This is a genomic window from Streptomyces hyderabadensis (genome assembly GCF_020404845.1).
Classification (GTDB): Bacteria; Actinomycetota; Actinomycetes; order Streptomycetales; family Streptomycetaceae; genus Streptomyces; species Streptomyces hyderabadensis.
In genome coordinates, this window is record NZ_JAIOJZ010000001.1 from 289,210 (window position 1) to 304,084 (window position 14,875).

17 protein-coding genes are annotated in these 14,875 nt (G+C 72.9%); 14 read left to right on the forward strand and 3 right to left on the reverse strand.

Annotation, left to right across the window (positions count from 1 at the left end; genetic code table 11):
* Positions 1-105: 105 nt before the first annotated feature.
* Positions 106-1,515 carry a type I glutamate--ammonia ligase gene (gene glnA, locus K7854_RS01305; RefSeq protein ID WP_226024455.1) on the forward strand — a complete coding sequence of 470 codons (1,410 nt, stop codon included), beginning with the start codon at positions 106-108 and terminating at the stop codon, positions 1,513-1,515.
* A 181-nt stretch (positions 1,516-1,696) separates the two neighbouring features.
* On the forward strand, positions 1,697-1,957 hold the full coding sequence (locus K7854_RS01310) for an SCO2583/SCO2584 N-terminal domain-containing protein (RefSeq protein ID WP_030403936.1): 261 nt from the start codon (positions 1,697-1,699) through the stop codon (positions 1,955-1,957).
* Positions 1,958-1,979: 22 nt separating this feature from the next.
* Here K7854_RS01310 and K7854_RS01315 read toward each other — a convergent pair whose 3' ends face one another.
* The gene (locus K7854_RS01315; RefSeq protein WP_226024456.1) at positions 1,980-2,819 is read right to left on the reverse strand and encodes an SDR family oxidoreductase; all 840 of its coding nucleotides are present in this window, start codon (positions 2,817-2,819) and stop codon (positions 1,980-1,982) included.
* A gap of 112 nt (positions 2,820-2,931) precedes the next feature.
* Here K7854_RS01315 and K7854_RS01320 point away from each other — a divergent pair, with 112 nt between their 5' ends.
* The 4 genes from K7854_RS01320 (at position 2,932) to K7854_RS01335 (ending at position 6,252) form a co-directional block, all read left to right on the forward strand.
* Positions 2,932-3,303 carry a winged helix-turn-helix transcriptional regulator gene (locus tag K7854_RS01320; RefSeq protein WP_226024457.1) on the forward strand — a complete coding sequence of 124 codons (372 nt, stop codon included), beginning with the start codon at positions 2,932-2,934 and terminating at the stop codon, positions 3,301-3,303.
* Positions 3,304-3,381: 78 nt separating this feature from the next.
* Complete coding sequence (gene htpX, locus K7854_RS01325) at positions 3,382-4,296, forward strand: zinc metalloprotease HtpX (protein WP_226024458.1); 915 nt, start codon at positions 3,382-3,384, stop codon at positions 4,294-4,296.
* A 102-nt stretch (positions 4,297-4,398) separates the two neighbouring features.
* Entirely contained in the window at positions 4,399-4,977 is a 579-nt protein-coding gene (gene pspAB / locus K7854_RS01330) for a PspA-associated protein PspAB (RefSeq protein ID WP_226024459.1), read from the forward strand.
* Positions 4,978-5,064: 87 nt separating this feature from the next.
* Positions 5,065-6,252, forward strand: a complete 1,188-nt coding sequence (locus K7854_RS01335; RefSeq protein ID WP_226024460.1) for a winged helix DNA-binding domain-containing protein — start codon at positions 5,065-5,067, stop codon at positions 6,250-6,252.
* Positions 6,253-6,379: 127 nt separating this feature from the next.
* On the opposite strand, the gene K7854_RS01340 is transcribed toward K7854_RS01335, so the two are convergent.
* Positions 6,380-6,694 carry a hypothetical protein gene (locus K7854_RS01340; RefSeq protein ID WP_226024461.1) on the reverse strand — a complete coding sequence of 105 codons (315 nt, stop codon included), beginning with the start codon at positions 6,692-6,694 and terminating at the stop codon, positions 6,380-6,382.
* Between the two features lie 175 nt (positions 6,695-6,869).
* On the opposite strand from K7854_RS01340, the gene K7854_RS01345 reads away from it, so the two are divergent.
* On the forward strand, positions 6,870-7,229 hold the full coding sequence (locus K7854_RS01345) for an arsenate reductase family protein (protein WP_226024462.1): 360 nt from the start codon (positions 6,870-6,872) through the stop codon (positions 7,227-7,229).
* Between the two features lie 116 nt (positions 7,230-7,345).
* Entirely contained in the window at positions 7,346-8,047 is a 702-nt protein-coding gene (locus K7854_RS01350; RefSeq protein ID WP_226024463.1) for an SCO2207 family protein, read from the forward strand.
* 3 nt (positions 8,048-8,050) lie between these two features.
* Here K7854_RS01350 and K7854_RS01355 read toward each other — a convergent pair whose 3' ends face one another.
* Entirely contained in the window at positions 8,051-8,923 is an 873-nt protein-coding gene (locus tag K7854_RS01355; RefSeq protein ID WP_226024464.1) for an alpha/beta fold hydrolase, read from the reverse strand.
* 136 nt (positions 8,924-9,059) lie between these two features.
* Here K7854_RS01355 and K7854_RS01360 point away from each other — a divergent pair, with 136 nt between their 5' ends.
* From K7854_RS01360 to K7854_RS01385, 6 genes are all read left to right on the forward strand, one after another.
* Complete coding sequence (locus tag K7854_RS01360) at positions 9,060-9,536, forward strand: MarR family transcriptional regulator (protein ID WP_226024465.1); 477 nt, start codon at positions 9,060-9,062, stop codon at positions 9,534-9,536.
* Between the two features lie 135 nt (positions 9,537-9,671).
* Positions 9,672-10,703, forward strand: a complete 1,032-nt coding sequence (gene glnII / locus K7854_RS01365) for a glutamine synthetase (RefSeq protein ID WP_226024466.1) — start codon at positions 9,672-9,674, stop codon at positions 10,701-10,703.
* 95 nt (positions 10,704-10,798) lie between these two features.
* Positions 10,799-11,728, forward strand: coding sequence for a DUF6891 domain-containing protein (locus K7854_RS01370; RefSeq protein ID WP_226024467.1), 930 nt, complete (start codon positions 10,799-10,801; stop codon positions 11,726-11,728).
* A 109-nt stretch (positions 11,729-11,837) separates the two neighbouring features.
* Positions 11,838-12,866 carry an SDR family oxidoreductase gene (locus K7854_RS01375; protein WP_226024468.1) on the forward strand — a complete coding sequence of 343 codons (1,029 nt, stop codon included), beginning with the start codon at positions 11,838-11,840 and terminating at the stop codon, positions 12,864-12,866.
* Between the two features lie 52 nt (positions 12,867-12,918).
* On the forward strand, positions 12,919-14,196 hold the full coding sequence (locus K7854_RS01380) for a sensor histidine kinase (protein ID WP_226024469.1): 1,278 nt from the start codon (positions 12,919-12,921) through the stop codon (positions 14,194-14,196).
* Positions 14,181-14,834 carry a LuxR C-terminal-related transcriptional regulator gene (locus K7854_RS01385; RefSeq protein WP_226024470.1) on the forward strand — a complete coding sequence of 218 codons (654 nt, stop codon included), beginning with the start codon at positions 14,181-14,183 and terminating at the stop codon, positions 14,832-14,834. Before K7854_RS01380 ends, K7854_RS01385 begins: the two co-directional genes overlap by 16 nt.
* Positions 14,835-14,875: the final 41 nt, after the last annotated feature.

Here is a 14,875-nt window from a genome sequence, read left to right on the forward strand (position 1 = left end):
CCGAGAAATCACCCGTCCCTAGGGTCGAGGAAGCGTGTGCCACCCGCACTGGCCGCACCAACGATCTACCAACCCGGCGGGACGGTCGGGAGTAGGAGGAGCTGGATGTTCCAGAACGCCGACGACGTCAAGAAGTTCATCGCGGACGAGGACGTCAAGTTCGTCGATGTCCGGTTCTGCGACCTGCCGGGCGTCATGCAGCACTTCACGTTGCCCGCCGAGGCGTTCGACCCCGACGACGAGCAGGCCTTCGACGGATCCTCGATCCGCGGTTTCCAGGCCATCCACGAGTCGGACATGTCCCTGCGCCCCGACCTGTCCACCGCGCGCGTCGACCCGTTCCGCCGGGACAAGACGCTCAACATCAACTTCTTCATCCACGACCCGATCACGGGCGAGCAGTACTCCCGCGACCCGCGGAACGTGGCGAAGAAGGCCGAGGCGTACCTGGCCTCCACGGGCATCGCCGACACGGCGTTCTTCGGCCCCGAGGCCGAGTTCTACGTCTTCGACTCGGTCCGCTTCGCCACCAGCGCGAACGAGTCCTTCTACCACATCGACTCCGAGGCCGGCGCCTGGAACACCGGTGCCCTGGAGGACAACCGCGGTTACAAGGTCCGCTACAAGGGCGGCTACTTCCCGGTCCCGCCGGTCGACCACTTCGCCGACCTGCGCGCCGAGATCTCCCTGGAGCTGGAGCGGTCCGGCCTGAAGGTCGAGCGCCAGCACCACGAGGTGGGCACCGCCGGCCAGGCGGAGATCAACTACAAGTTCAACACGCTGCTCGCGGCCGCCGACGACCTCCAGCTCTTCAAGTACATCGTGAAGAACGTGGCCTGGAAGAACGGCAAGACGGCGACCTTCATGCCGAAGCCGATCTTCGGTGACAACGGCTCGGGCATGCACGTGCACCAGTCGCTGTGGTCGGGCGGCGAGCCGCTCTTCTACGACGAGCAGGGCTACGCCGGCCTGTCGGACACCGCCCGCTACTACATCGGCGGCATCCTCAAGCACGCCCCGTCACTGCTGGCCTTCACCAACCCGACGGTGAACTCCTACCACCGTCTGGTGCCGGGCTTCGAGGCCCCGGTGAACCTGGTGTACTCGCAGCGCAACCGCTCGGCCGCGATGCGCATCCCGATCACGGGCTCGAACCCGAAGGCCAAGCGCGTCGAGTTCCGCGCCCCGGACGCCTCCGGCAACCCGTACCTGGCCTTCTCGGCGCTGCTGCTCGCGGGCCTGGACGGCATCAAGAACAAGATCGAGCCGGCCGAGCCGATCGACAAGGACCTCTACGAGCTGGCTCCCGAGGAGCACGCCAACGTGGCGCAGGTCCCGACCTCCCTCGGCGCGGTCCTCGACCGCCTGGAGGCCGACCACGAGTTCCTGCTCCAGGGCGACGTTTTCACGCCGGACCTGATCGAGACGTGGATCGACTTCAAGCGGGCCAACGAGATCGCCCCGCTGCAGCTGCGTCCGCACCCGCACGAGTTCGAGATGTACTTCGACGTGTGACCGGCCCGTCGACCGGTGAACCGACCGGCTGACCGGCGCCCCCGTCCCCGTTCTCCGGGGGCGGGGGCGCCGTCGTGCGTGGCCGAAAACCCTTCACAGGGTGCGCGCGGGCCGGGATCATATGTACTGACACGGTTGTTCGAGTCGGATGGACGTCGGGGGGACGGGGAGAGTGCCGGAGATGCCGGAGCGTGACGACGAGGAGCGCGAGTACGACTTGCGGTGGGCGGACGGCGCCGAGCACAAGGAGCCGTCGGCGCGGGCCCGGATGCTCGCCGCGCGCTGGAAGGAGAACCCTCCCGGCCCGGTCCCCTTCCGCGCCGACCCCGACCACGTGGGTTCCGGGCGCCGGTCGTCGTGGGTGTCCACCGCCGTGGTCCTCGGCTGTGTCGCCGCGGTGATCGTGCTGCTCGGCTACCTCAACTTCCGGGCGCCCTACTAGGGCCTGTCCGGCACCCCCGGTCTCAGCGGAACGCGGTGACGTTGCGGGCGGCCCAGTCGGCGAAGGGGCGCGGGGCGCGGCCGAGGACCCGTTCGACGTCCGGGCTGACGCGCTGCTCGGCCGGGCTCGGGTTGCCGAGGATGTCCAGGGTGTCGTCGGCGAGTTCCGCCGGCATGCTCCGGGCCATCCCCGCCCTGGCCTCGTCGCGGGTCAGCTCGTGGAAGGCCACGGGCGAGCCCAGTGCCGCCGCGATGGCCTCCGTCTGCCCGCGCGGAGTGATCACCTCCGGGCCGGTCAGCTCGTACGCGCCGCCCGTGTGCCGGTCCTCCAGCAGACAGGCCGCCGCCACCGCCGCGATGTCGGCCGGGTCGATCACCGGCACCCCGACGTCGCCGAAGGGCGCCGCGACGACCCGTCGCTCGCGGACGGACCCGGCCCACCACAGGGCGTTGGAGGCGAAGCCGCCCGGCCGCAGCACGGCCCATTCCAGGCCGGACTCGCGCACCGTGTCCTCCAGCGCGCGCATCGCGATCCGCGTGCTCCCGAAGGGCCTGGTCACCACGCCGAGGGTGGAGAGCAGGACGATGCGGCGGACCCCGCTGTCCACGGCCTCGCCGATGATGTCGGCGGGGTTGGCGCCGACGGCGTGCAGGTCGCCGGAGAGCAGCAGGAACAGCGACTCGGCCCCGGCCAGCGCGGGCCGCAGGCCGGCCGGCTCGGCGAGGTCGGCCACCTGGTGGCGCACGCCGTCCGGCACCGCCGCCGGGTGCCGGGACACCGCCGTCACCTGCTCGCCCGCCTCCGCCAGCGCCCGCGTCAGCGGCCGGCCGATGTTCCCGGTCGCCCCGGTCACCACGATCATGATCAGCTCCTTGTCGGATGTGCTCAAAATGCCCGGAAGTGCTCCGAGGGCGTTCACGCTAGGAGCGGCAGCTAACTTTTGGTAAGGGCATACCTGGAGGTAAGCTCATGACATGACGGAAGGCGTGCAGCGCACACGGGTCGAGACCGGCGAGCGGTATGACGTGTTTCACACCGACTGCCTGGCGCGGGACATGGTCGACCACGTGACCAGCAGGTGGGGCGTCTGGGTGCTGATCGCCCTGCGGCGCAACGACCTCCGGTTCTACGAGTTGCGCGAGAGCATCCAGGGCATCAGCGAGAAGATGCTGGCCCAGACCCTGCGCGCGCTGGTCGAGGACGGCCTGGTCTGGCGGAGGGTCGAGCCGACGACACCGCCGCAGGTCACCTACGGGCTCACCGAGTTCGGCCGGGACGTCGGCGAGCCGCTGACGGAGCTGTTCGACCGGATCACCCGGCGGCTGACGGCGCTCGGCACCGCCTAGCCGCCGGGACGCCGGTACGCCGGGAGGCCGGGTGCACACTGGACAGCGGGACGAGTGCCCGACTGCGAGGTGGTGCAGATGCAGAGCCGCTTCCGGAGTGACCGGCGGTTGACCGTGCGCATGGGGATCACCCTGTTCCTGCTCGGCCTGCTGTACGTGGGGTTCGTGGCCGCGCTGATCGCGCTGCTGAAGTCCTGGGTGCTGGTCGTGGTGATCGTGGCGCTGGTGTTCGGGGCCCAGTACTGGTTCTCCGACCGGATCGCGCTGTTCGCGATGCGCGGCCGGGTCGTGGAGCGGGACGAGTACCCGGAGCTGCACGGGGTGGTGGACCGGCTGGCGGCGATGGCCGACATGCCGAAGCCGGTGGTCGCGGTGTCGGAGATGGAGATGCCCAACGCCTTCGCCACCGGCCGCAACCCGGACAACGCGGTGGTCTGTGTCACCACCGGGCTGTTGCGGCGGCTGGAACCGGCGGAGCTGGAGGGGGTGCTGGCGCACGAGTTGTCGCACGTGGCGCACAAGGACGTCGCGGTGATCACGGTGGCGTCGTTCCTGGGCGTGATCGCGGGGCTGATCGTGCGGTTCGCCTTCTACTCCCAGCTCTTCGGCGGGCGCCGGGACCAGAACACGATGGCGGTCCTGGCGGTCGTGATGGGCGTCTCGGCGGCCGTGTACGCGCTCAGCTTCCTGCTGATCCGGGCCCTGTCCCGGTACCGGGAGCTGGCGGCCGACCGGGCCGCGGCGCTGCTCACCGGGCGGCCCTCGGCGCTGGCGGCGGCCCTCACCAAGGTCACCGGCGACATCGCGCGCATCCCGACCAAGGACCTGCGCACCGCCCAGGCCTTCAACGCCTTCTACTTCACCCCGGCCTTCGGCAGCGAACCCGGCCTCGGCCGGTTCTTCGCCACCCATCCCAGCCTGGAGCAGCGGCTCGACCAACTGGGCCGGATCTCCGCCGAGCTGGGCGAGGCCGCGGCCCCCGGCAGGACCTGAGGCACGGGAGGCCGCGGGGCGGCGGGACGGAGGGACGGGACACGGGACGGCGCGGGAAGGTCGCGGGACAGCGGGACGGCGCGGGAAGGCGGGCACACGGGCATGAGACTGCTGGACATCCTGCTCGGCCGGACCAGGGCCGTGGGCCCGGATCTCGACCGGCTGTTCGCACTGCCCTCGGCGGCCGTGGGCCTGGAGGCCGCGGCCGGATTCCGGCCGACCGGGCAGGGGGCGGTGTGCTTCGCGACGGTCGAGGGCGCCGCCTTCGAGCGCACGCACCGCGAGATCCGCGCCCTGCTGGACGCGGACGCGGGCCGCACCCCGGTGGAGCTGACCCACGACTCCTACGGCTACTCCTGGCTCGTCTCACACCGCTCCCCGGGGGAGCTGCCGCTCCTGGTGAACGACCTGCACGCGGTGAACAGCACCCTGGAGGGGGCCGGTTTCGGCCCGCGGCTGCTGTGCTCCCTGGCCGGTTTCGCGGCCGACGACGGGCGGCGGCTCGCCCTGGTCTACCTCTACAAGCGCGGCACCTTCTACCCCTTCGCGCCCCTGCCCGGCGGGCGGCAGCAGCGGGACAACGCGCTGGAGCTGCGGATCCGGGCGGCACTGGCCGACGAACTGCCGGTGGAGGACGACCTGGGCCGCTGGTTCCCGGTGTGGGGGGCGCCCGGACTCTGAGCCGCCGGGGACCGCCGCCTGTCAGTGGGGTCGGGCACGATGTCCGTACCGAGGACGCTACGGACGTGACGACGGGCGGAGGGCCCCATGGATGGCGGCGGACGACGGCACATCGGGATGGACGAGCGGCGGCACCGGCTGGCCCTGCGGCAGCGGCTGGCGGGGGCAGCGCGGGCGGGGAGCCCGGAGGAGGTCGCCGGATCGCTGGTGGCGCTGCACGGCACGGACCCGGCGGCGGTGCACCTGGCAGTGGGCGCGCGGCTGGCGGACCCGGCGAAGACCGTGGGCGAGACCGAGCGGGCGCTGTACGAGGACGGGACGCTGGTCCGAATGCACGGCATGCGGCACACGGTGTTCGTGTTCCCCACCGAGCTGACGGCGGTCGTGCACGCCTCCACCGGCCGCACCGTCGCCGCCCGGGAGCGGGCCAGACTGCTCAAGAACATGGCGGCGGCCGGTGCGCCGGACGCCGCCTGGCTGGCTGAGGTGGAGGAGTCCGCACTGGCCGCGCTGGCCCGGCGCGGCCAGGCCACGGCGGCCGAACTGGCCCGCGACGAACCGCGCCTGAAGGAGCAGTTCGTCTACGCGGCCGGGAAGAGCTACGAGGGGGTGCACACCGTCTCCACCCAATTGCTGAGGGTGCTGGGCGTCGAGGGCAAGGTGGTGCGGGGGCGGCCGCTGGGCTCCTGGACGTCCAGCCAGTTCCGCTGGGCACCGGCGCCCGACCATCCCGAGCTGGACCCGGGTGAGGCCCAGGCCGAGCTGTTGCGCCGGTGGCTGACGGCGTGCGGTCCGGCGACCGAGGACGACCTCAAGTGGTGGACCGGGTGGCGGGTGACGGAGGTGCGCCGCGCGCTGACCGCGATCGGCGCGGAGGCGGTCTCGCTGGACGAGGGGACGGGGTATGTCGTCTCCGGTGACACCGGCCCGGTCGCCGCGCCCGCCGAGCCGTGGGCGGCACTGCTGCCCGCGCTGGATCCCACCGCGATGGGCTGGCAGCAGCGGGACTGGTTCCTCGCCCCCGAGCTGCGGCCGCCGCTCTTCGACCGCAGCGGCAACGTCGGACCGACGGTGTGGTGGAACGGCCGCGTGGTCGGCGGCTGGGCGCAGCGCGCGGACGGCGAGGTCGTCTGGCGGATCCTGGACGGTGACGGCATCGGCCGCGACGCGCAGAACGCGATCGCGGCCGAGGCGGAGCGCCTGGCGTCCTGGGTGGGCACGGCCCGGGTCACCCCCCGCTTCCGGACTCCGCTGGAACGGGAGTTGTCGGCGTAGGGGGGCGGACTCGGCGCCTGGTGTCAGCGCCGGGTCGGCAAGCCCAGCCCCTCTCGGGGTGCCCCCGCTGGGAGGGCGACGCGGGCGCCGGGCACCGCGAAAAGACACACGGCACCCGGCGCCGACGTCACCGCGAGTACCGCATCAACGCCCGCACCATGTGGCACGTGGTGTCCGACGGCGGGTGAACCCCGATGGTCAGCGCGGCGCTCCGGATCCTCTCGTTGCGCGCCTGGTCGGGCAGGTAGACGCCGGAGTCGAGCAGGGCGATGGCGAGGCGCATCGCCTTGAGCCGGCGGTTGTGCGTCACGTACCACTCGCGCGGGCGGCCCGCCGGCAGCGGACGCTTCGCCACGGGTTCGTACGGCAGGTCGAGCAGGACGGGCCGCTTGGCGGTGGACTGGGTGGGCAGCGGCTTCGGCTTCAGTGCGGCAGCGGGCACGGGCATCCTCCTGTCGCGGTCAGGGCGCCGTCCGGACTTCCCGGCGACACCCTCGAACACTGCTTCTATTTTACTGCCCACCACTGACAAAAGCCCCTGCCCACAAGGCCTTTCGGGGCCGCTGGGACCCACGTGGTGAACGAGTTCGCGCACCCCTCGGGCTACCGTGTGCGGCATGGAGATCTGGATCAATCCGGCCTGCTCGAAGTGCCGCAGCGCGATCAGCCTGCTCGACGCGGAGGGGGCCGACTACACCGTCCGCCGCTACCTGGAGGACGTGCCGAGCGCGGCGGAGATCCGCGAGGTGCTCACCAGGCTCGGACTCGAACCGTGGGACATCACCCGCACCCAGGAGGCGGCCGCGAAGGAACTGGGCCTGAAGGACTGGGCCCGTGACGAGGCGTCACGCGACCGCTGGATCACCGCGCTCGCCGAGCACCCCAAGCTGATCCAGCGCCCGATCATCACGGCGGACGACGGAACGGCCGTCGTGGCCCGCAGCGACGAGGCGGTCCGGGACGCCCTGTCCCGGTAGCCGGGCCCAGGAGTGTGACGCAGGTTACGGGCGCGCTTCGGCGCGACCGGTGAGTAACTGCGTTCGGTATCTCGTACATAGCGGCGTACGCTCCCCTACCTCTTCAGGAGGCGCGGATGTCGCGCAGGAGAACTCTCGGTACGAAGAAGAAGATCGCGCTACTGGTCGGCGCCGCCACGGTGGCCGGTGGCGGCGCCTTCGTCATGGCGAACGCCTCGAACGCCGCGCAGACCACCCAGGACGCACGGACGAAGGCCGCCCAGGACTCGGGCGTCTGCCAGGGCCTGGCCACCGCGCTCGGCAACAACCAGCGGTTCATCGAGGGACAGCGGGCCAATCCGGACGCGCAGTCGCAGGCCCGGATCGAGAACCGCGAGGCCGTCATCGCGGAGATCGAGCGCAAGCAGGCGGCTTCCGGGTGCGCGGTCGGGGAGTCGGCTCAGGACTCCCAGGCCGCGCAGCCGCCCCAGGCCGACGACGCCGCGCAGCAACCGCCGCAGGCCGGAGGAGCCGAACAGACCGGAGGTGCCGGAGAGACCGGAGGAGAGGCCGGGCAGGCCGGGCAGGCCGGCGAGCAGGTGTGTGCCGGTTCCACCGTCACCCTCTCCGGCGAGGGCGGTCCGCCCGCCGCCTCCAGCAACCAGTTCCCGGTGGGCACCGTGCTCAGGGTGACCAACCTCGACAACGACAAGTCCACGACCGTGGAGGTGAACTCGGTCTCGGGAAGCTGCGCGCTGCTCAACAACGCGGCGTTCGAGCAGGTCCGTGAGGAGGGCAAGTTCCTGATCCGGCGGGCGCTGATCGAGAAGGTCGGCTGAGGCTCAGTCACCCGGCGCGGCCAGGAAGTCGCCGAGGCGGCGGCCCAGACCGGGCGGCGCGGACTGCGGCAGCGCGTGGTGGGACACGTCCGGCAGGATCTCCGTCTCCACCCGCGGCAGCAGGGTCCGCGCCCGGGCGGCCACCTCGGCGGGGTCGTGCGTCCTGCTGCCCCCGGCCAGGAGCAGCAGGACCGGCACGTCCAGGGCGCGCAGCGCCCCGGGGGCCGGGCGCGGTCCGGTGACCGGCCTGCGCTCCGGGAAGCCGACGGCGGCCTCCTGGAGGGCGAGCCAGTCGGCGTCGAGGGGGGTCGCGCCGGTCTCCCAGTCCAGGAAGGCGCGGACCCGGCGCGGCGTCGGCCGCAGCAGCATCGGCAGCGCGCGCAGCAGGTAGGCCGTCTGGAACCCGGCGAAGCACTGGGTCGGGTCCAGGAGGAACAGGCGGCGTACCCGGTCGGGTGCGTGCAGGGCGTGGTGCAGGGCGATCCAGGCGCCGTAGGAGTGCCCGCCGAGGTCGGTCCCGGCGATGCCGAGGCCGTCGAGGAGCGCGTCCAGCCAGCCGGTGAGGTCGGCGACCGTACGGGGGTGGCGGTCGCCGGCCGGCGTGCTGCGGCCGGGGGCGCCGACCAGGTCGACGGCGTGCACGCGGTGGGTCCGGGACAGCTCGGCGGCCTGGGCGTACCAGGACGCGGAGGTCGCCGCTCCGCCCCCGGGCAGCAGGACCAGGGGGCGGGCGCCGGCCGGGCCGGTCAGGTGGACGTGCGTCTCGCCGAACGGGGTGGGCACGGTCACCCCCTCGGTGCCCGCGGGCCACTTGGCCATGACCTTGTCGTAGGCGTCCCGGAAACGGCCGGCGTCGTACGGACCGCGAGCGCTCATGGGCGGTACCCCCTGTTTCGTTCGCTCCCCTGCTCCCTGCTCGGCCGGTATTATCTCGCTGAACGAGATACTTGTCGAGCGAGGCGACCGCCGGGACGAGCGGGTCGATCGCCGACGGGACCGAAGGGAGCGCCCCATGCCCGACGAGGGACCGGAGATGGAGCTGGTCCACCTCCTGCGCGCCGTCGCCGTCGAACTGGGCGCGCACAGCGCCCGGTTCGCCCAGCGCAACGGCATGCACCCCACCGACGTCCGCGCGCTCATCGCGCTGATGGACGCCGCACGCGCGGGCGAGGCGATGACCGCCGGGCGCCTGGGTACCGCGCTCGGCCTGAACTCCGCGGGCACGACGGCGCTGGTCGACCGGCTGGAGCGGGCCGGCCACGTGCGCCGGGTGCGCGACGGACGGGACCGGCGCCGGGTCACCGTCGAGGTGGACGAACGGGCCGTGGCGCTGGGCCGGTCCCACTTCGGGCCGCTGATCGGGCGGACGGTGGAGCTGCTGCGCGGGTACGACGAGCGGGAACTGGCGGCGATCAGGGGGTTCCTGACCGGCGTACGGGAGGCCGCCGGGGACGACGGGCGTGAACCGCACCACAACGACCCCGGGTAACACGGGGTTCACATACGGGCAACGGTCGGGAAATCGCCCGTTGGCACGCTGCACGGCAGTAGCCGCGGCACCCTGCCGCGCCAGCACCGCCGCACCCGCACGTGCGCCGAGACCCACCCCGAAGGATGTGGCCCCGTGACCTTCAAGGCTGAGTACATCTGGATCGACGGCACCGAGCCGACGGCCAAGCTCCGTTCCAAGACGAAGATCATCACGGGTGCCCCCGCCGGCCTGGACGCGCTGCCGGTCTGGGGCTTCGACGGCTCCTCCACCAACCAGGCCGAGGGCAGCTCCTCGGACTGCGTGCTCAAGCCGGTCTTCTCCTGCCCCGACCCGATCCGCGGCGGCGAGGACATCCTGGTGCTGTGCGAGGTCCTGGACACGGACATGACGCCGCACCCGAGCAACACCCGCGCCGCGCTGGCCGAGCTGGCCGGGCGCTTCGCCGCGCAGGAGCCGGTCTTCGGCATCGAGCAGGAGTACACCTTCTTCAAGGGCGCCCGCCCGCTCGGCTTCCCCGAGGGCGGCTTCCCGGCCGCGCAGGGCGGCTACTACTGCGGTGTCGGCTCGGACGAGATCTTCGGCCGCGACGTCGTCGAGGCGCACCTGGAGAACTGCCTGAAGGCCGGTCTCGGCATCTCCGGCATCAACGCCGAGGTCATGCCCGGCCAGTGGGAGTTCCAGGTCGGCCCGCTGGCCCCGCTGGAGGTCTCCGACCAGCTGTGGGTGGCGCGCTGGCTGCTCTACCGCACCGCGGAGGACTTCGGGGTCTCCGCCACCCTCGACCCCAAGCCGGTCAAGGGCGACTGGAACGGCGCGGGCGCGCACACCAACTTCTCCACCAAGGCGATGCGCGAGGGCTACGACGCGATCATCACCGCCTGCGAGTCGCTCGGTGAGGGCTCCAAGCCGCTGGACCACGTCAAGAACTACGGTGCCGGCATCGACGACCGCCTCACCGGCCTGCACGAGACCGCCCCGTGGAACGAGTACTCCTACGGGGTCTCCGACCGCGGCGCCTCGGTGCGCATCCCGTGGCAGGTCGAGAAGGACGGCAAGGGCTACATCGAGGACCGCCGTCCCAACGCCAACGTCGACCCGTACGTCGTGACCCGCCTGCTCGTCGACACCTGCTGCACCGCGCTGGAGAAGGCCGGCCAGGTCTGACGCCGGCCGACTCCGACGACTCCGGCACCCACTACTCCGGCCCGGCCACTGCGGCCCGGGCCGGAGTTGTCAGTGGCGCGTGCGATGGTGGGGGCATGGAGATCGACGGGGACCTCGCCATCAGGGTCGAGACGGAGAACTGGCAGACGCACACCCGGATCCGGGCGGCGGAGCTGCGGGAGCTGGTGCTGCGCATCGGCCGGGCCGGCGACCGCTTCCTGGTGGTCCAGCGGATACCGGACGTCCCCGACGTGTTCGCGCAGGTGTGGCACGAGGAGGGCGGGGGGTACCGGCTGGAGCACCGGTCCGCCGCCGACGCGTTCTTTGGCACCGACCTCGACGACCCGCACCGCGTGGCCGCCCTCCTGACCGGCTGGGCACGCCAGGAGCCCGGCTGGGACGCGGGCGTCGCCTGGGAGCCGATCCCCGTGCCGCCGCACGAAGAGGTCCCGGACCTGCCGGACGAGGTCCGCGAACAGGTCGAGCGCCGGGTGCGCGAGCTGCTCCGCTGCGGCTACGACAGCCGGCGGACGCTGTCCGAGATCGCGGAGGATTACCTGGTCGGCGGCGAGTACGGCGCACGACCGGTGTCCCCCGCCCAGGCCCGGCAGTTGGTGGACCGGCTGTGGCTGGAGCGGCTGGCCGAGCAGGAGTCCTGGGGCGAGGAGACCACCGACCCGGACCGCCTCACCCGGGTGTTCCGGGCCCTGGACGCGGCCGGTGTCACCGCCCGGGAGAACTTCACCTGCTGCCGGGGCTGCGGCACCGCGGAGATAGGCGCCGAGCGCAAGGGCGCCCGGGGCTTCGTCTTCTTCCACCGGCAGAGCACCGAGGCCGCCGCCGAGGGGCACGGACTCATGCTGCACTACGGCGGTTTCGACGGCTCCGAGGAGACCACCACGGCCGTCGGACACGAGGTCGTGGCGGCCTTCGCGGGGTCCGGGCTGCGCACGGAGTGGGACGGCGACCCGGGCCGGGCCATCACCGTCGCCCCGCTGGACTGGCGCAGACGGCTGGAGGGATGACCGGACCGGCCCCCGACGCCCACGACGCCGTGCCGCCGCCCGTCTGCTGACGGTCTGCTGACGGCAGAGAGGTGTTCCCCGCGGCCGCCGCGCCCGGCACAGTGACGGCATGAGGCTACTGGTGCTGGGCGGTACGGAGTTCGTGGGGCGGGCCGTGGTGGAGGCGGCGCTCGGCCGCGGCTGGGAGGTGACGGTCCTGCACCGCGGACGGCACGCCCCGCCGCCCGGGGCGCGGACGCTGCACGGCGACCGCACCGCACCCGACGGGCTCGGCGCGCTGGCCGAGGGCACCTGGGACGCCGTCGTCGACACCTGGTCGGCGGCGCCCCGCGCGGTGCGGGACGCGGCGCGGCTGCTGCGGGACCGCGCCGGACGGTACGTGTACGTGTCGAGCTGCTCGGTGTACGCCTGGGCCCCGCCCGCCGGGTACACCGAGGACGCCCCGCTCGTCGAGGGCGCCTCGGCGGACGCCGGGCAGAGCGACTACGCCCGGGACAAGCGGGGCGCCGAGCTGGCCGCCCTGGACGCCTTCGGCGCGGACCGCTCGGTGCTCGTACGGGCCGGTCTGATCCTCGGCCCGCACGAGAACGTCGGCCGGCTGCCGTGGTGGCTGGACCGCATGGCCCGCGGCGGCCCGGTCCTCGCGCCGGGACCGCGGGACCTGCCCCTGCAGTACGTCGACGTGCGCGACCTCGCCGACTGGGTGCTCGGAGCGGTGGAGCGCGAGCTGGCCGGGCCGTACAACCTGGTCTCCCGGCCCGGGCACACCACCATGGGAGACCTGCTCGACGCCTGTGTGAAGGTCACCGGCGGCACGGCGCGGCTGCGCTGGACCGCACCCGAGACCGTCCTCGCCGCCGGTGTCGAGCCGTGGGGGCAGCTGCCGGTGTGGACGCCCCCGGGCAGCGAGCTGCACGACGCCCTGCAGGGCGCGGACGTCTCCCGGGCCCTGGCGACGGGCCTGGTCTGCCGGCCCGTCGGCGACACCGTGGCCGACACCTGGACCTGGCTGCGCAGCCTCGGCGGCCCGGCACCCCTGCGCCCGGACCGGCCGCCGGTCGGACTGGACCCGGAGACGGAGGCGAGGGTCCTGGCCGCCGACGGGCCCGGCGGGGGTGTATCTGGCACCACCCCCTGACCGGGGTGCCCGGACCAGTGCCCCGGACCGCCGCCTCGGCGAGACTGATGTCATGAGCATCGAGACGAAGAGCACCGCACGGCAGCCACGGTCGGGCGCGCGGATACAGGGCATGGCGCTGTCGGCCGTGCGGGGGCTGGCACTGACGTTCATCACCCTGCCCGGCGCGGTGGTGTGCTTCTGCCTGGCCGTGGTGTCCATCGCCCTCGTCCCGATCGGTGTCGGCATCGTCACCACGCCGTGGGTGCTGACGGGGGTGCGGGCGTTCGCGGACCGGCGCCGGCTGCTCGCCGCCGAGTGGGGCGGGGTGCGGATCCCGCGGGCGTACCGGCCGCTGCCCGAGGACGCCAATCCGTGGGGCCGCACCTTCGGGATGCTCCGCGACCCGGCGACCTGGCGGGACATCCTCTGGCTGCCGGTCGACATGACCGCGGGCTTCGTCACCGCGCTGCTCGCCCTCGTCCTGCCGCTCTACCCGCTGGAGGGCTTCGCCATCGCGGCCGGGCTGTGGCGGGTGCTGCCGGACGGGTACTGGTACGGCTTCGTCAAGGTCACCGACCAGACCTCCGCCTTCTACGCCGCCGGGCTGGGCGCCGTGCTCCTCCTGGCCGCGTTCTGGCTCGCCCCGCTCCTGCTGCGCGCCCACTTCCGGCTCACCGGTGCGATGCTCGGCTCCGGCCAGGGCGAACTCGCGGAGCGGGTACGGGTACTGACCGAGACCCGGCGCGACGCCGTCGACACCTCCGCCGCCGAGCTGCGCCGCATCGAGCGCGACCTGCACGACGGCGCGCAGGCCCGGCTGGTCGCCGTCGGCATGGACCTGGGCACCATCGAGGCACTGCTGGAGAAGGACCCGGCGAAGGCCAGGGAACTGCTCGCGCAGACCCGGCAGTCGTCCGCCGACGCCCTGACCGAGCTGCGCGAACTCGTGCGCGGCATCCATCCCCCGGTGCTCGCCGAACGCGGCCTGGGCGACGCGGTACGCGCCCTGGCGCTGCGGCTGCCCGTCGCCGTCGAGGTCGAGGTGGACCTGCCCGGCCGTGCCGAGGCCCCGGTGGAGTCGGCCGCGTACTTCGCGGTCAGCGAGACCCTCACCAACGCCGTCAAGCACTCCGGCGCCGACCGGATCTGGATCGACATGCACTACGCGGAGGCGCGGCTGCGCATCTCCGTCACCGACAACGGCAAGGGCGGTGCCGTGATCGGAGCGGGCTCGGGCCTGGCCGGTGTGGAGCGCCGACTCGGTACATTCGACGGCGTCCTGGCCGTCAGCTCGCCCGCGGGCGGCCCCACCATGGTCACCATGGAGATCCCTTGCGCGTTGTCCTAGCCGAAGACCTGTTCCTGCTGCGCGACGGACTGGTCCGGCTCCTGGAGGCCCACGACTTCGAGATCGCCGCGGCCGTCGAGACCGGCCCCGAGCTGTCCCGGGCGCTGGCCGAACTGGAGCCGGACGTCGCCGTGGTCGACGTCCGGCTCCCGCCCACGCTCACCGACGAGGGCCTGCAGTGCGCGCTCCAGGCCCGCCGCGACCGGCCCGGGCTGCCGGTGCTGGTCCTCTCCCAGCACGTGGAGCAGCTGTACGCGCGCGAGCTGCTGGCCGACGGGAGCGGCGGGGTGGGGTACCTGCTCAAGGACCGGGTGTTCGACGCGGAGCAGTTCGTGGACGCCGTACGGCGGGTGGCGGCGGGCGGTACGGCGATGGACCCGCAGGTCATCCAGCAGCTGCTCAGCCGGCGTGCGGCGGAGGACCGGCCGCTGGAGCGGCTCACCCCGCGCGAGCTGGAGGTGCTGGAGCTGATGGCGCAGGGCCGGACCAACGCGGCGATCGCCGGCAAGCTCGTCGTCACGGAGCGGGCGATCGCGAAGCACACGGCGAACATCTTCGCGAAGCTGAGCCTTGAGGTCTCGGACGACGACAACCGCCGTGTGCTGGCGGTTCTGGCGTATCTGGACCGCGGCCGCTGACCCTTTCGCGCGTCCCGCCCGTCCCACGGGCCCCAGCAAAT

Excerpts from the sequence above, each read along its gene's own strand:
- htpX (WP_226024458.1), top strand. The coding sequence starts at position 3,382 with ATGCAGAGCCGCTTCCGGAGTGACCGGCGGTTGACCGTGCGCATGGGG.
- K7854_RS01350 (WP_226024463.1), top strand. The coding sequence starts at position 7,346 with ATGTCGCGCAGGAGAACTCTCGGTACGAAGAAGAAGATCGCGCTACTG.
- K7854_RS01335 (WP_226024460.1), top strand. The coding sequence starts at position 5,065 with ATGGATGGCGGCGGACGACGGCACATCGGGATGGACGAGCGGCGGCAC.
- K7854_RS01355 (WP_226024464.1), bottom strand. The coding sequence starts at position 8,923 with ATGAGCGCTCGCGGTCCGTACGACGCCGGCCGTTTCCGGGACGCCTAC.
- K7854_RS01380 (WP_226024469.1), top strand. The coding sequence starts at position 12,919 with ATGAGCATCGAGACGAAGAGCACCGCACGGCAGCCACGGTCGGGCGCG.
- K7854_RS01310 (WP_030403936.1), top strand. The coding sequence starts at position 1,697 with ATGCCGGAGCGTGACGACGAGGAGCGCGAGTACGACTTGCGGTGGGCG.
- K7854_RS01315 (WP_226024456.1), bottom strand. The coding sequence starts at position 2,819 with ATGATCGTGGTGACCGGGGCGACCGGGAACATCGGCCGGCCGCTGACG.
- K7854_RS01375 (WP_226024468.1), top strand. The coding sequence starts at position 11,838 with ATGAGGCTACTGGTGCTGGGCGGTACGGAGTTCGTGGGGCGGGCCGTG.
- K7854_RS01370 (WP_226024467.1), top strand. The coding sequence starts at position 10,799 with ATGGAGATCGACGGGGACCTCGCCATCAGGGTCGAGACGGAGAACTGG.
- K7854_RS01345 (WP_226024462.1), top strand. The coding sequence starts at position 6,870 with ATGGAGATCTGGATCAATCCGGCCTGCTCGAAGTGCCGCAGCGCGATC.
- K7854_RS01360 (WP_226024465.1), top strand. The coding sequence starts at position 9,060 with ATGCCCGACGAGGGACCGGAGATGGAGCTGGTCCACCTCCTGCGCGCC.
- K7854_RS01320 (WP_226024457.1), top strand. The coding sequence starts at position 2,932 with ATGACGGAAGGCGTGCAGCGCACACGGGTCGAGACCGGCGAGCGGTAT.
- glnA (WP_226024455.1), top strand. The coding sequence starts at position 106 with ATGTTCCAGAACGCCGACGACGTCAAGAAGTTCATCGCGGACGAGGAC.
- pspAB (WP_226024459.1), top strand. The coding sequence starts at position 4,399 with ATGAGACTGCTGGACATCCTGCTCGGCCGGACCAGGGCCGTGGGCCCG.